Source organism: Mariniblastus fucicola (assembly GCF_008087665.1).
GTDB classification, from domain to species: Bacteria; Planctomycetota; Planctomycetia; order Pirellulales; family Pirellulaceae; genus Mariniblastus; species Mariniblastus fucicola.
Genome location: NZ_CP042912.1, coordinates 3696947 through 3712709, shown reverse-complemented (window position 1 = coordinate 3712709; position 15763 = coordinate 3696947). Strand labels below are relative to the sequence as shown.

The window sequence follows — 15763 nt, the reverse complement described above, 5'->3', positions numbered from 1 at the left end:
TTACTGTCTTCGACGATCTAGCGGTGACTTACACTTCGCGTGGTAACGAACTGGCAATCCATACGACAAATTCCGCGTGAATAAAGAATCAACAATCAACTGTTCCGAAGACTGCGAGGCAGAGATGTACCGCCGTTTTTTTGAACGGGAACGGATCGGTCGAAAGCAGGCAGAGGACTTGTTGGAGGAAAGAAGTCGCGAGCTCTACCTGTCGAACCAGAAACTGGCTGCGTTGGCGATCAAGCTGGAGAAAGAAGTTGTCCGGGCCAGAGCGGATCTTGAACGTCGCAAGGCTCTCGAAAACCAGTTGGCACTTGGTCAGAAAATGGAATCTGTTGGCCAACTGGCCGCTGGAGTGGCCCATGAGCTCAACACGCCAATTCAGTTCGTTGGCGACAATATCAACTTTCTCAAGTCAGGCTTTGACGACGTCGAGTCGCTGTTGGCGGCAGTTGACACGCTGCTTGAAAAATGCCAGTCAGCAGACATTCTTGAAGATGACGTTCAGGCAATTGACAAACTTTGCGACCAGATTGACCTCGATTTCCTCCGCGAAGAAATCCCTTTGGCGGCAACCCAGGCTCTCGACGGGACGAAAACTTTGACTCGAATCGTACGAGCCATGAAAGTTTTCTCCCATCCAGGTTCTCGATCGTTCGAGAAAGTCGATCTGAATCAATTGATCGAGGCAACGTTGAGTGTTTCTCGTAGCGAATGGAAGTACCACGTTCAACTCGTTAGAGAACTCAGTGACGACCTGCCATTGATTAGCTGCCTGCCGGGCGAGCTTAGCCAGGCGCTACTGAATTTGATCGTCAACGCAGCCAACGCCATGTCCGGCGACACCGCTGGCCTCAAGTCCGTGCTCACCGTCCGGACGCATCGAGATGGGAATTATGCTGTGGTGGAAATTTCAGATACCGGCTGCGGCATCCCGGAAGAGATACAGCATCGTGTCTTCGATCCTTTCTTCACAACCAAAGGAGTTGGCGAAGGCACCGGACAAGGGCTTTCGATTAGCTATCGCATTGTCGTAAAGCTGCATCGGGGAACCATGTCATTTGACTCGGTTGTCGGCGAGGGCACTACCTTTCAGATTCGGATTCCAATCAACGGCGCGCCCGAAGTCTACGTTTGATCGTGCTTGCATCAAAACATAACATTTCGATGCATTTAACTGACTCCCGCGGGCCAGCGGCAGGACTGCTATTGCTTTTCGTGGTAATCTTTCTAATATGAAGCGTGTTAAGAAGTCTTAACATTTGGTCTTGGAGGGCATGATGACACGTTTGGAAAAGATACTGGCAAATATTCTCGACGAGCTTTTACTTCAATCAGAGCAGGTTGAGGAGATGGTTGAGTTGGGGCTCAGGAGTATTGAAGACCGTTGTGACGACGCGGTGGCTCAGGTGCAGACTCTGGAGCGAACGATCAATGATCGCGAAGTCAAAATTGAGGAAGCCTGTCTGGCGACGATCGCCCTGCACCACCCTGCGGCTTCCGATTTGCGGCTGGCTGCGACGATCTTGAAGGTCAATGGCGACCTGGAAAGAATCGGCGACCTCGCGTTGAACCTCACCGAACGCGCCGAAGCATTGCGCGAATATGAGCAATTGGCAATTCCGACCGAACTGGCGGAGATGGTTCGCTATTCGCTCAGTATGGTTCGCGATGCGCATCGGGCCTTGCAGGAGAAGGATGTTGCACTGGCGCAAAGAGTTTGCCACCGCGACGATCAGTTGGACGCAATGAATCGTGAACTGATTGTCAGCATCACGGATCAGATGAAACAAGCTTCGGATTTACTTAGCGGGCAACTTCACATCTTCTCCGCCTCACGAATTATTGAACGTATCGGCGACCATGCAACGAACATTGCGGAAGACGTGATGTATTTGGTCAACGGTGAGATCTTGCGTCACCAACACAAAATTTTTGATCAGATTGGCGCTCCAGCCGACGGGCGATTCGGAATTGACGGTTCGTTCAACGCCAAGCGATAAGTTTTCCACAGCGCGACGATCCCGGGTTCTGTGGTTGTTTTTCGGATGAGCCAGCGCGTCCGTCAGATGTCTAGTTAAAGGTTGGCGTTCCGTGCAATGTCTGTCGTTATGCGTCAGTCGGAGGCGTGTGGCTTGAAGAGACGATTGCTGCTCGGTCGGCAGCAACAACGTTAAAGCAGAGTCGGACCATGCGGTGGAAATAAGAAGTCTGGCTTAAGAGTAGTTGTTGCCAGAATAGCCGTCGCAAGATTAGCGACTCAAGAGGTTCATCAGATCCATACGCGTGAACCAAACGGTCCGACGCGAAGGAATCTGGCAAAGAGAGTCACGGACAACCCATTTTGAATCGGAGATTCATGTGCAGTCCGTGGCTTCTATTTCGACGCACTACACAGGAGTGACGTTTTCAGCGCAAGGACCTTTTTGTCCTCGGCCTTCGTTGAACGTAACTTTCTGTCCTTCACGAAGTTGCTCGTAAGAGGTTCCTTCAACGTTGGAAGAGTGAAAGAACAGGTCTTTGTTGGTTCCTACGTCGATGAATCCAAAGCCCTTGTCAGTAAGTCGCTTGATCGTGCCTTCAGCCATTTTAGATATCTCTCAAATTCAAATGTGATGGTTCCGTTTACGACACTGGGTCGTAAGAAAATGTGGAACCGAACTGTTCCGATGATGGGCGCTTCCCACATCGGTGATGTTACGAAAAATCAGACAACCAGTTCACATTCGACATCACTTGCCAAAAAGTAAGCGGCAGCGTTGTTAAACTTAGTCCTTCGAAATGTCGAAGCATCGCGAGCATTATTGACCGATGAGACAAATTGACAAGCCGGGTTACTGCTTACTGCTTGCAGAAAACGTCCAATAAACCAGTTTTCACTTTCGTTTGCGTGCACTGTCATCGGTAGCACTCACTAAAACGCTGTCTTTTTCAGTGCAATACGCGTTTTAGAGCGATTCAGCACGGCAAGCCAGAAACGAACGACTCGGAGACATTTATTTTTGCAATTGTTGCGTCTCTACGATTCTAACGGCGAATTGACCGATAAGCATTTGGAATCGTTGTCGAATCTCGGGACGATTCAAGTCAGAACTTACAAGCGGTAGTCCGGACAAGGTTTGTAATTCGATGTTGCAACGAGACTTTCAGTCCCGAAACAATGGATGCGTCTCGCCAAGAATCTCCAGAATGGCCTTTCGATCGCGGGCCCCGAGATGTGCAAACGTCTCGCTGTCGTTTTCTTCGCGAAGCACGGCCAGCATCTTTACCTTAACGATCTCAAGAATCGGTTTGGGCAACGCGTTGAATGATTCTGTATAGACCAAGTAGCTGCAAGGATACCTTAGCATCCGCGTTTGCAAGTCCAGATCGCGAAGGCTTCTTCCCTGCGAGCAGCGAACTCCTTTGCTCATAAAACTTTCTGCGAACTCCGAGCGACCTTTCACCGGAGAAGTCAATTTAAACTCATTGGCGAAGAACAGATACTCGACCAGTTCGCTCGCCGCGGAATCAAGTCGCCGTTGGGTTGTGTCGCTGCGATAGTCCGCGGTTCGTTCGAACAGTTCGTTCATCGTCGCCTGTTGGTGCAACGCTTGCCGAGCAGTCCACGAAGCCTGAGTGACGAAGTTGTGGAATTGAGTCTGGTGTTCCAGCAACATCAACGCGACGATATCGCTGGTGGGTTCGAGGTGCAGTTCAGGACGCGCGACCGATGGAAGCCGATTCAGGTTAGCTCCGGACTCTCGATCGAGGTTGCCTTCTTGGCTTTCGTCAACAAAAACGTTTCCGCGATGTCGCATACCGCCGTGATGCCCCGTCACATACCAACCGCCGAAACGGTTTTGTAGCGGAGTCGTGTGGTCAGTGTGCTCGGTCCCCAAACGAAAATCTGGATGGCCGCTCTTCTTGGGGTACACCGATCGAACAAGAAAGCCGGGAACGTCCTGAGTCTTGTGGCTTTCGTGACAGGACATGCATTGTTCGGACGATCGCGCAATCATTGGTTGCTTGCTGTTGTGCTGATCGACGGTATAGAAAATCGCTCCCTGTTTCGGATCGACCGCTGCGATTTCCAAAAAATCTCCCTGCTGCACGAAGCCAAGGTAGACGTTGTCGTTGAAGTAGATCGCTCGCGGCGAGCTGGGGCGAATCTTTCGATTCTGTTGGCTTGTCTTGGAGAACACAAGCGTTTGCGAAGTCGACGGTATATCGAGGGCTTCAAGAAACGACGGTAGCCAGCCATGTTTCTCATCCCATTGGAGTTCCACTTCGCTGTTTGCCAGTTTCTCCGCCAATCGCGCGACGTTGTCATCGGGCTTGGTTGATTCGTAATTGATCGGCGGGCTGTTCCTGTCAGTCTGGGCCAACGTGGTGGCGTCGGTCAAAACGGCGATCGCCAGGATGCCGAACAGAACGCTCAAACTGATTCGGAAAACGTTCACACGTCGAACCCGTTTCTGCTGGCGGGATCGCGGAGCTCGAACTTTTTGCTCTGACTGAAAAACGTGTAAGGGTTTTCGTAGACGATCTTTCGAATCAAGGACTCTGCATGCCCACGGCGACGCATCTCCATCACCAAATCCGGAACAGCGGTCGGCTTCGATGGCCCCCAGTCGCCCGCGGAGTTCACGCACAGTCTTTCAGAGCCAACCATTTCGATGATATCCACCGCTCGAGCAGGCGTGCACTTGGTAACCGGATACAACGTCATCCCGGCCCAGAATCCGGCGTCAAGAACGGCTTTGACCGTGTGCTCTTCGACATGATCCACCAGGACTCTTGAACGGTCGATGCCAGAGTGATCGCCCAGCATATCCAGGATCATTCGCGTGCCCTGAAATTTGTCTTCGAGGTGAGGCGTGTGAATAAGGATTTGCTGATCGTGTTCGACGGCCAACTGCACATGCTCCTGAAAGATCGTGGCCTCGTTGGGAGTGTTTCGATTCAGTCCGATTTCCCCGATTCCGAGGACGTTGTCGCAGTCGAGAAACTCCGGAATCATCGCCAACACTTCACGTGACAACTCAACGTTTTCCGCTTCTTTGGCGTTGATGCACAGCCACGTAAAATGTTTGATGCCAAATTGCGCGGCACGTTTGGGTTCGACTTCGGTTAGTTGTCGAAAGTAATCCCGGAACCCGTCGACCGATCCACGATCAAACCCGGCCCAAAACGCCGGTTCGCTAATCGCGACACATCCCATGCGGGCAAGAGTTTCATAATCGTCCGTTGTCCGCGACACCATGTGAAGGTGTGGATCGATATAGTACATGTGGAAGTTTCTGGATCAGATGGTGGTAGTGAGCCGTTTGCTGAACTACTGTCAGCAACAGGTAGTGGATGAGTTGCCCCGGTCGTGGGCAAACAGCAAGATGCAATCGAGATGCTCGACGTCCGAATTATGTCGCCGAAGGAAGCGAGAACTGCTCTTTCCAGTGCTCGTCGTATTCTCGAGAGAACAGCAACTGAACTTTCTCAGCCCGGTGGCCATCGGACGACATCGCGATTCGGATTGCTTCGTTCAATTTTTGCATACGTGGGTCGTCGGCGACATCGCCATCGGCTCTTTGGATTCGATCCATGGCGGAAGCAACATCCAGAATCCTTGAACGTATTTCCAGGAATTCGCGATCGAGAGTTTCTTTGGCGTCCATTAGTCTGGTCCGAATCAACTGAGTGAGGAAGCGACAGGCATGCCGCGAACTATCCCTATGATAACTGCCCGCTGCCAGAGGAAAACGGGTGACTTTTCGTCACAACGGTACGATAATGAAAATCATGCACGCTAAACTTTTTCACCGGATCGTGATCGCGATCATTTTGTCCATATCGTGGGTCACGTTGGCGGATGCGCACGAGTTCGAAACAGGCCACATCGAGCGATCCATTGACGTCATCGTTCGCGGTCAGGATGTCGAAATCAAATATTCGCTGGGCCTCGCAGATGAAACGATCGTCGATTGGCTGGTGCGAGCAGAGAAGTTGGACGACGCTGACGAAGCTCGTTTTCGAAAGTCCATCGCCGAACTCGAGTCGGTAAGCTCTTCTGAAACCAGTTCCTTGACTCAAGCCTCCGACGAGTTGACTGGGCCAACCGAAGCACCGGTCGAGGGAGAACCCGATACTTCCGGCGTGCAGGATTCTGAATTTGCAGCCCCGCTTGAATTTCAGACGGAGCTAGTGAGTTTGCTGTGCGACCGACTTTCGGGTGCCGTTTGTGAAAACCTGCAGATCGCTTCAAACGGCCGCCCGATCACGTTCGATGAAACAACCGTTTCCAATTCTTCGCGACATCATGTCGCCATGCAAATCACTTTCCGAGCCACGCTGTCGACAACCAAAGCAACGGAACTGTCGATCACTGACAGGAATTTTTTGGAAATTTTGAAACCTCAGGTCGAAGAAGAGTCAGACCGGCCTGTTGGTCAGGCAGTCGTTGGTCGTGACAGCCAAAAACCTGCGTTTCGCTATTTTGGAAACATTCGTCTCGCCTGTCGAGTCAAAGGCAAGGCTGTGCAGCTAAATTCAAATGTCGCGCCGGTTCTAACAAGAGCAAAGCCTGTCGAGCTTGGCGGTTTGTCGCTGGAAAAACGTTTGGATGCCGCGACAATTCGCACCAAAATTGCATTTGTCAGATCCCCATAGAATTCGCGGGCGTTAATCTCGCTTGTCGATTTTGGTCCACTCGACCTATAATCCCGAATCTTGCCAACACCACATCGCTACCTTTTCACTTAACTTCCCTTCTCATATGGCCCGGACGATTGCAATCGGTGATATCCACGGATGCGGTATTTCGCTCAACCGCTTGCTGGAATCAATCGACGTCACTGGTGACGATAAAATTGTTACTCTCGGTGATTATGTCGATCGCGGAATGGGATCGTCGCAAGTCATCGAGACTCTGATCCATCTGGTGTCGCGATGTCGGCTCGTTCCGTTGATTGGGAACCATGAAATCATGATGTTCAAGGGCCTTCAAAATGGTGGCAAGGATCTTGATTTTTGGTTGATGCACGGAGGACAGGCTACCGTTGCCAGCTATGGTGGGCGTTTGCAAAACATTCCTCAGGATCATTTGACGTTCCTCAGCCACTGCTTGCGGTTCCATGAAACCGACAGTCACTTTTTCGTCCACGCCTGCTATGACCCCTATATTCCGCTGAACGAGCAACCGGACGATGTCATGTTTTGGCAGCACGTCAACGAGTTCCCGCCGGGTCCTCACATGAATGATAAAATTGCAGTCCTCGGCCACACGCCTCAAACCGATGGCGAGATTCTTGATATGGGGCACCTGAAAGTCATCGATACTTTTTGCTATGGCGATCAATGGCTAACAGCGCTTGATGTCGAGTCTGGCAAAATTTGGCAAGCCAACGAAAAAGGTGAAGTCCGCGTTGACCAGCTAGTTGCCAAATAGCTTTCTGAACGCGGTCAATGGCTCCCGTCCAAGTTGCCTGGACGTTTGGTTGAGCGACTCCGTACTAATTCCGTACTTACTTCCGTCGCTGAATCGCGCAGAATCCAGCCAGCCACCCTGCGATTAAAATCGCTGATGAAGGTTCAGGTACAGCGCTGATCTCAAGCGTCAACGTGGGTGGCGCGAACGCAGTGGTGGTCTCGGTCGAAGCAAAGTTGACGGTGGCAAAGTTGTTCGTTTCCAGACGCAGCGTTAGCAGACCGGTTGAATCCGCGATCGCCTGAATCAAGACTGTATCGAGTGTGAAGTCCAAAGCGGTTCCGTTCGACAAACCCAAAATGATTTCACCAGATCCCAACGAGGAAGCCGGTGCATCATAGTCGCCGAGAGTGATGTTTCCGTCGCCGACGTATCCGAAAATCTCAACCGGTGCCGGATTGCTGCCGGTGTTTGCGAGGTTCCCATCTTTGACCACGTTTAAACTTGCGGAGTTGATCACTGCGTTAGGGCTTAAGTCGCCGATATCGAATTCAAGGATTACGTTTCGAATCAGCCCGCCAGACTGTTGAAATTGAAGCCGAGTATCGACGGTGTCGATTGAGTCACCTCCGAAAGTTAAAACGTCGCCATCGGCAGCGGCGATGAAGTCGACAGAGTCCGCATGTGATGATGGTATTTTGACTATGGTGGAACCGAACAGCATTGCGATGAATGTTCCGGCGATTATGAGGTGCTGGTGCAGCGAATTGGTTTTAGGCATTGCGGGGCTCCGTGTACGTTGATCGCATTTCCGTGAAATGCTCCATCTCACGTAAGAACCTGCCTGCCCGCAAATCTCCCGCAGAAAAAGTTCCAGTCGGCTGGTCCCGGAAAGAATTGTGGAATTCAGGGTTTGTCGCGGCAAAACCTAAATCAGCACTCTTCGGTTGTACACGTACCACTCAACCATCAACACGACCAACGCCGCCAGCAAAAACCACGTCCAGTACTGTTTTCGAGTCTGCTCGCGTTTTGCTTCGCCGGTGACTTCTTCGTAACCCAACACCAGTTTGTCGCGGACCGTTAGATTGCTCTCGTTGCGGTCGAACAGGTTGATTGGCAACAGCAAGTCTGGACTTTCCTGGTCAGGCGACTGAATGGAATAGATGCCACTATCTTTCGTGCCGGTCAAAACGAAAGTGTTGTCGGGACGCGGAGCCAGTTTCGACTTGCGACCTTCCGGCGAGGTGACCGTTACGGACTCGAAAGGCAATGAAGTCCGGAAGTTCAGGATTTCTCCAGGACTGCCTCCGATGGCTGCCGCGAAATTCTTGCCGTTGCCAAGTTCAACGACAACGTTCTGTATGAACAGCGGAAAGCTGAGCTTCGTCATCCAGTCAGTATTCACCGAAACGTCCAGCTCATCATTCATTTCCAACATCGGAAAACCGATCACCAAATCCTGAAATCCGCCTCGTCCACCGACGGCCATGATTGGGCCATCGCCGCCGTCGAGCAGATCAACGCTGCCGCGAGGTCCTTCGACAGTCGAGCTCTTGAGAATGCTGACGTTGCCCATCTGCACAGCGGCCATCAACGGATGGGAGTTGTCGGTGTCGATCAGAGCCGTCGGCTCAGTCAACTCGCCGATTTTCCATTCATCTGTTGGCGGCTTGGATCCCCAAAAGACCGCGTTGCACAGCGGCATCTCTTTCGGAGCACATCGGTCGAAAATGACCAGATCGAAAAAGCCCAGCGTTGTCTGCTCCTTGTACTTCGGATCATCTTTGTACTCGGGAAGCTCGCTAAATATGTTTGCCAGTTTTGAAATCCGTTTCGTTTCCAATACGAAATCCAGATACTCATTATTGTCCGAAAGGATCAGTACATTGGCCTCGCGCGGCGGATTGACGACTGCCCACGCCGTATTGTCCTGGAGATAGACGTCTGGCGTTTCGATCAACAGTTCGACTTTCCGCGGTTCGTCCAGATCATCCAGCAGGTTCGTCATGTCGAAAACCAGTCCTGTCGCATTGTTTCGCGGAACGACAACGTCCTGCTCCGCATCGAAGACTTCGCCGGCAACCTTCAACGTGACGTCGACGGTGTGGTCTTCGTCGTCGGAGTTAAACAGCCGGGCATAACATTGCAACTGACTTTCGTTTTCCAGTGGGTCGCTGATTGAAAGCGCAACGATACCGACATTGTTCGGCGGCGATACGGCTCCGATTGGCCGGTAGTCCGGCGTAAGATTGCCCAGGAAGAAATCGGGAACATCACGGATTGCACCATCGCTGAGGATGAACATGCGTGCCGGTTTCCCTTCAGCCACCTGGACGTCGCGGTTCGATTCACGGTCACTGGTACGGCCGGGGTTTGCCAAACCGGAAGCTGCCGTCAACGCTTCCATCATGTCACTTCCGCGTTGCGTTTGTTCGATGTCGCGAACTTTGCTTTTGAGTGCAGTGTGATTCGTCGTGTAGGACTGAACGGTTCGTGACACGTCAGAGAACGCGATGACCATGCCGGAATCACCAGACTTCATTTGATCAATCAGCTTGATCGTTTCGTCCTTCGCGACGTCCAGTCGACTGATGCCTTCGGGCGTATCGATCGCTGACATACTGGCGGACTGATCCACCAGGAAGATGAATCTTTCCCCTGTCAGTTCGGTGCCTTTGCAGCCCGGACGCAGGCAACTGAGCAACAGTAGCAGCGCCAGCAACAGCTGAAGATACATCAGCAGGTTGTTGCGCAGCCGTTGCCAGAGACTGTTTACATGCAAGTCCTCCAGTGCCTTGGTCCACAGGTACGTACTGGGGACTTCAACCGGTGTCCGTCGCAGCTTGAGGAAGTACAACAGAAAGATGATCGGGGGAACGAGCCCCAACAGAACCCATTGCCACGCTGGCAGTGCATTGTCGATCCAGCTCCAGTTCATTTCACCAATCCTTGATGTCGCAAGTAGCGTGAAACAAGTCGATCAACCGAACGTTCAGTGCTGGTCATCGTATAAACGATCCCGCGCTTCGAGCAAAAGTCTCGAGCCTGTTCAATGAAGGTCGCCAGTGTCGCGCGGTATTTGTCGATCAGTCGTTGGCTGACCGAAATTTCAGCGATGTCACCGTCCTCGCAATCGACCAGCTTCAGGTCGCCGAGAATTTCTGGATCAATTTCTTCCTGCGAGAGCACGTGAATCACGTAGACATCCATGTTCTGTGCTACGAGGAATTTCAGGGCCTGTTCGTATCCAGTTTTGTCCATCAGGTCGCTGATCAGAACCAAAATTCCCTTGCCGCGATTTCTTAGGCAAAACGATTTGACTGCATCCGTGAGAGTCACGTTCGCCGCCGTCGATTGCAGTGACTGCACATAGTCACACATTCGGGCCATCGAACGTTTTCCGCGAAAGACAGGTGCACCGCTGGACGTGGCACCGTCGAGAGCTTCGATTTTGACTCGATCGCTGCGGCAGAGGCCGATGTAGCCCAACGATGCGGCGAGCTGTTTGGCGTAATGCAGTTTGCTGGGGTTGCCGAACTGCATTGAATCGCTGACGTCAATTAACGAGTAGAAATGCAGGTCTTCTTCTTCAAGAAACAGCTTGAGCAACAGTTTGTCGAGTCTGGCGTACAGGTTCCAGTCGATGAAACGCAAATCGTCTCCGGCGACGTAATTTCGAAAGTCAGCGAATTCGACCGATTGACCTTTTCGCTTGCTACGTCGCTCGCCTTTCATTCGTCCCCGAAAGATTTTGCGACTGATCAGTTCCATTCGCTCAAGCTGGCCCAGAAGAGCTGGGGAGAGCAAAGGTTCATTTTCGACGAGTGAAGCGGTATGGACCATGTTTTTTGGTTTTCGGATTCGGTGTGTAGTTTTCGATTGCGAATTTTGCCTGTGAATTATGACCGAGCATCGAGGACTCGGTATCGAGTCCAGTTTCGCATTCGAAATTCAGATCAACGTCGACTCAGATGCGAACTCGTTCCACTTCCCTGGCTCTCCCTCTACTCTTTTTCCGGAACAGCATCGAGCAGCTCAAGCAAAACCTGATCCGAAGTAACCCCTTCCGCTTGTGCCTCAAAGTTTGGAATCACACGATGGCGAAGCGCCGGCAAAAACACGCGACGAACGTCTTCGAAGCTGACGTTGAACCGTCCTTCCAACAACGCACGTACCTTCGATGCCAAAACGATCGTCTGAGCACCACGAGGACTCGAACCCCAGCGGATGTAGCGATTGGTAACGTCGGCAGCAAGCGGCCCTTCCGCATGAGTCGCCAACGTCAGTCGGACAATGTAGTCCGTCAGGTGATCTGCGATGATGACTTTGCGAATCAACTCCTGCAACTCAAGGATTTCTTCTCCGCCCATGATCTTCTGCGGCTCAATTTTTTCGCCCTTGGTCGTCCGATCAAGAATCGTCGAAAGTTCTTCACGATTCGAATAACCGACGTTCAGTTTGAAAAGGAATCGGTCCAACTGAGCTTCCGGCAGCGGATAGGTTCCTTCCTGTTCGATCGGGTTCTGTGTCGCCAAAACAAAGAACGGCTTTTTCAAAACATAGCGCGTTCCGGACGCCGTCACGGTTCCTTCCTGCATCGTTTCCAGCATCGCCGATTGTGTCTTTGGAGTCGCGCGGTTGATTTCGTCCGCCAGGCAAATTTGCGTGAAAATCGGTCCCTTTTGAAACTGGAACGATCGCCCGCCATCGGGATTCTCGACCACCATGTTCGTTCCCAGAATGTCGGCAGGCATCAGGTCAGGTGTGAACTGAATTCGGTTGAAATCCAGGTCCAGGACTTTGGACAAAGTTGAGACCAGCAACGTCTTACCAAGCCCCGGAGCTCCTTCGAGCAAACAGTGCCCGCCGATCATCATGCAAGTCAGCACGCCGTGGACGATTTCGTCGTGACCCACAATCACTTTGCCGACTTCGTCTTTTACGGCAGTGTATCGATCGCGAAATTTGGTCGCCTGTTGTTCAAAGTGCAGTTCGTCATTCATGTCTTTGGTTTCGCCTAACAGTAGTCGGTTACGTTCGTATCTTGGTTAAGTGGCAATTCGTTGACGTCGGTTGGAAGTCGCAGCTGAACGCGTTCAGCTGTCTTTCTTGCCCCGATTTTGTTTCTCTTGGGCCTTCTTTTTCGCTGCCAACAGTCGGGAAGTGTATTGCTCTTCCTCGTCCTTTTCCTTCCGCTCAATCTTCGGCGGAGGAGCCGGAGTTTTAGCAATCTCGCTGGCCAAAACGTCCTCCAACTGTTGCTTGCCGCTGACTTGAATCTCCGGATCGGCTTCGAATTTCGTTGCCGCCCGACGCGACTCGATGTCTTTTTCGATTTCCGCTTTACGGCTTTGCAAACGCGAAATGCTCGCCGGTGCATCCTGACGTTCTTTCTTCAGCCCAAACGCCTCCAGCAGTACGCTCCAGGCAGCTGGAACCCACTCAAACGTCACCGCGACACGTCGGATGAACACGTCGGCGACAAAAGTGAGTCCACACAGAACGACCAGGAACGGCCAGATGTCTTCGATATTGATCGCCGCGGTAAGCGTCGGTGTGAAGTTGTTGTACTCAAGCAACTGATCAAAGCCTGACTTGCTCAAATCGCCCTCTATGACATCGCCTTCTTTTCCACCACGGGGTTTGTACTGAGCCAACGACTGCATCAACGCCAGATTCGATTCCCGATCCGAATACTCCGACGAGTAAGAGATGTTGACGCCCGTCGTCAAACGCTCGTAGCCTTCACCGGGGAAGATCGAGGCCAGAAAGTTTCCATCGCCATTGGCTGCCGATTCAGCCACATAACGACCAGGGCCTGCGGGTTGAAACTGCAGCGGCATCGACTTGCCGTCCGGACCGATTCCTGTTCCAGCGATGTCCAGAAAGTTAATGAAGTTGTCATCTTCGTCCAACGCCGTCACGGTCACCGAAACGCGGCCGTCGCGATGTTCCGTCGCCACACTGAAGTTGGCACTTTCGGTGATCGGACGCATCGAGTGGCGAATCGCCTGAACGAACATTTTGTCGTACTGCCCCGTGTCCAGCCACTGCGAAGTCCACTTGTGACCTCCGTCGGACGTGAACGCTGTCGCTCGACCGTTTCCGAATCGCCACGTCGCCAACAACGTCGAATTTTCGCCACCGTCATCCGGATCGCTCGACACCGCCAACTGTTCGACCAGACTGTTCTTTTTGATCGTCGTCATCACGTAACCAAGAAACGGAGGCATCGACTCCAAATCAATGCCCTGTAGAATCTCATGAGATGCGCCCTGCGGCGTCTGAATGACACTGAATCCAGTCGCTGATTCTCGAATCACGGGTTTGGCCACGCGACGAGCTTCGCGTTGATAGATCTGAGGAAGAGCACGCGCGTCTTTGATCACGTAGTAATTCCCAGACGTGGTCTTGGCAATATTCTTTAGCGGCGTACTGCCGGCCGGTCCGTGCGTACCGACGGCACAAGTTGAAATTTTGATCTTCGCATCGATGAACTTCTGCAACAAAGCCTTGGTCGGAGGAGTTGGATCACCGTCGCTGATGATGATCACATGCTTCATCGACGCATCGACGTTCTTCAAACCGGCCAGCATGACTTTCATCGGCGCGTTGAAGTCTGGCATGTCACCAGTGTTCATCCGGCTGACCATGCCCTTCATCCGCTTGCGGTTCCCGTAAACGCGATCCACGCCCTTGGGAAGCTTCCATAGCCAGCGAGGCTTTCCGCCCCAGTCACTCCAGTCAATCACCCCGCAGTAATCCATTGGGCCGAGGACCGAAAGGGCTTCCTTCGCGATTTGCACCTGCCAATAGTTCGCGTTCGCCATCTCGCAACCGTGCATCATCATCGCCAACGCACCGACGGCGGAAACCTTGTCGTTCTTGATCTGGAAATCGACAGGCATGGCTTTTTCGAGCGGCGAATTCGACCAGCCTCCAGCCCCCAAAGCGCGATCGCCACCGATCATCACCAGCCCACATCCGAATTGCTCGCAATTGTCGACCAACATTTGAATTTGAGCGTTACTAAACGATTCGACCTCTGCCGGTTGGTCGCTCGGTTCATCACTGCCTGACGCTCGCGGCACGTTGCCCAAAATCACCGAGTCGTATTGCAAAAGTTCAGCCGCTGACGAGTACAGTTCCTTGGTTGAGATCACGTCGACTTCGATTGAATTCGACTGCAGCGTCTGAATCAGGCTCTGAAACTCTCCGGGGTAAAAACCGTCTTCGATCAGCAAAACACGTCCCTTGCCACGGACATGCGAAAACGCCGTCGCGCGATTGTTCTGTTTGATCAGATCCGATTTCTCATCGTCCGGAACGAACTTCGCCTCGAATGTGAAAATTGAAGCCTGGTCGATCTTATGGTTGAAGCCAACGATGTTCTTTCCCGGCTTCAATTCAACCTCATGCTCGATCACGGGCAGATCGGAGTTCTTGGACGTCGGCGTCAGCACCAATCGGCCTTTGACCGGATCAGCATCGGGATCAGTCGTCTGATTGTTGACCACGACACGAGCTTCGAATTCCTGACCGCGGCGAAGTTCCGAGGGCAGCACAATTTTCTCAACCGCCACATCGTCACTTGCCAGACGGTTAATCGGGAGGACGTTGATGCCAATTCCGTCTTCGGCCATTGATTGAGCGACCGACAACGAGTCGCCCACGTTCTCGTTTCCATCGGTGACGATCACGACACGGCGAGCCGTTCCTTCAGGGAACGACGCACGAGCAAGCTTCAGCGCCGACTCGATCGACGTCTTGTCGCGGTTGAGGTCAAAGTCCGATTCGATTTCGCCGATCGTCGGGATGTCGCCATCAAAAGGAGCACTCTCAATCTTGGCTGTCGTGCCAAAGATGATGACTCCCGCCATGTCGTTTGTGTTTTTGCGTCGGTGAGCCCGGACTTCTTTCGCGGCGTATTGCAGCATCAAGTCGCGTTGCTCGACCGGGATACTTTCGCTTTGATCCAAAAGATAGATGACCGTCAGCCGATCGGTCTTTTGCTGCCACTGCATCTGAGCCAGTGCGCAAACAAGAATGGTCAGGACTGCAGAACGTAGCAGGATTGCAAACCAGCGACGGAAGCGTCCAAGCCCCGCAAGGCTGTTGAAACTGTAGACCCAAATGACAGGCAACAGTAGCAACAAAAGCAAAAACCAAGGGCGATCAAATCGTACTTCAAATCCGAGGTCCATTTGGTTTCTCCGTTCCGAGGGTGTCGTCCGGGGAACAAGCCCAGATTTTTCGAAACCCCATCAAACCACGCCAGTTCCATTAATATAGCAACAATCCGTTCCCGTTGCTTGAGGGCCGATACAAAGACAGTTCGTTCAGTGGGTTTCAGGATTG

13 protein-coding genes are annotated in these 15763 nt (G+C 52.3%); 4 read left to right on the top strand and 9 right to left on the bottom strand.

The window, feature by feature from the left end; genetic code table 11:
* The first annotated feature begins 124 nt into the window (after positions 1-124).
* Both MFFC18_RS13595 and phoU read left to right on the top strand, forming a co-directional pair.
* Positions 125-1138, top strand: coding sequence for a sensor histidine kinase (locus MFFC18_RS13595; protein ID WP_148618868.1), 1014 nt, complete (start codon positions 125-127; stop codon positions 1136-1138).
* 142 nt (positions 1139-1280) lie between these two features.
* A complete protein-coding gene (gene phoU, locus MFFC18_RS13590) occupies positions 1281-2003 on the top strand; it encodes a phosphate signaling complex protein PhoU (RefSeq protein WP_157665235.1) in 723 nt (240 codons plus the stop codon).
* A 387-nt stretch (positions 2004-2390) separates the two neighbouring features.
* Here the strand turns inward: phoU and MFFC18_RS13585 are convergent, their stop codons facing one another.
* The 4 genes from MFFC18_RS13585 to MFFC18_RS13570 all read right to left on the bottom strand — a co-directional run bounded on the left by MFFC18_RS13585 (position 2391) and on the right by MFFC18_RS13570 (position 5654).
* On the bottom strand, positions 2391-2588 hold the full coding sequence (locus MFFC18_RS13585) for a cold-shock protein (RefSeq protein WP_075086051.1): 198 nt from the start codon (positions 2586-2588) through the stop codon (positions 2391-2393).
* 558 nt (positions 2589-3146) lie between these two features.
* Positions 3147-4421, bottom strand: coding sequence for a hypothetical protein (locus tag MFFC18_RS13580; RefSeq protein WP_202907578.1), 1275 nt, complete (start codon positions 4419-4421; stop codon positions 3147-3149).
* Between the two features lie 17 nt (positions 4422-4438).
* Positions 4439-5272, bottom strand: coding sequence for a TatD family hydrolase (locus MFFC18_RS13575; protein ID WP_075086053.1), 834 nt, complete (start codon positions 5270-5272; stop codon positions 4439-4441).
* 127 nt (positions 5273-5399) lie between these two features.
* Complete coding sequence (locus tag MFFC18_RS13570) at positions 5400-5654, bottom strand: hypothetical protein (protein ID WP_075086054.1); 255 nt, start codon at positions 5652-5654, stop codon at positions 5400-5402.
* A gap of 124 nt (positions 5655-5778) precedes the next feature.
* Between MFFC18_RS13570 and MFFC18_RS13565 the strand changes: the two genes are divergently transcribed.
* Together MFFC18_RS13565 and MFFC18_RS13560 are read left to right on the top strand one after the other, a co-directional pair.
* Positions 5779-6645 carry a hypothetical protein gene (locus MFFC18_RS13565; protein WP_148618867.1) on the top strand — a complete coding sequence of 289 codons (867 nt, stop codon included), beginning with the start codon at positions 5779-5781 and terminating at the stop codon, positions 6643-6645.
* Between the two features lie 106 nt (positions 6646-6751).
* Positions 6752-7423, top strand: a complete 672-nt coding sequence (locus MFFC18_RS13560; protein ID WP_075086056.1) for a metallophosphoesterase — start codon at positions 6752-6754, stop codon at positions 7421-7423.
* Positions 7424-7499: 76 nt separating this feature from the next.
* Here MFFC18_RS13560 and MFFC18_RS13555 read toward each other — a convergent pair whose 3' ends face one another.
* The 5 genes from MFFC18_RS13555 to MFFC18_RS13535 form a co-directional block, all read right to left on the bottom strand.
* The gene (locus tag MFFC18_RS13555) at positions 7500-8183 is read right to left on the bottom strand and encodes a hypothetical protein (RefSeq protein WP_075086057.1); all 684 of its coding nucleotides are present in this window, start codon (positions 8181-8183) and stop codon (positions 7500-7502) included.
* Positions 8184-8330: 147 nt separating this feature from the next.
* On the bottom strand, positions 8331-10343 hold the full coding sequence (locus MFFC18_RS13550; RefSeq protein WP_075086058.1) for a vWA domain-containing protein: 2013 nt from the start codon (positions 10341-10343) through the stop codon (positions 8331-8333).
* Complete coding sequence (locus MFFC18_RS13545) at positions 10340-11212, bottom strand: DUF58 domain-containing protein (RefSeq protein ID WP_315849996.1); 873 nt, start codon at positions 11210-11212, stop codon at positions 10340-10342. Before MFFC18_RS13545 ends, MFFC18_RS13550 begins: the two co-directional genes overlap by 4 nt.
* 197 nt (positions 11213-11409) lie before the next feature.
* A complete protein-coding gene (locus MFFC18_RS13540; protein WP_075086060.1) occupies positions 11410-12408 on the bottom strand; it encodes an AAA family ATPase in 999 nt (332 codons plus the stop codon).
* Between the two features lie 93 nt (positions 12409-12501).
* Positions 12502-15609 carry a VWA domain-containing protein gene (locus MFFC18_RS13535; protein ID WP_075086061.1) on the bottom strand — a complete coding sequence of 1036 codons (3108 nt, stop codon included), beginning with the start codon at positions 15607-15609 and terminating at the stop codon, positions 12502-12504.
* Positions 15610-15763: the final 154 nt, after the last annotated feature.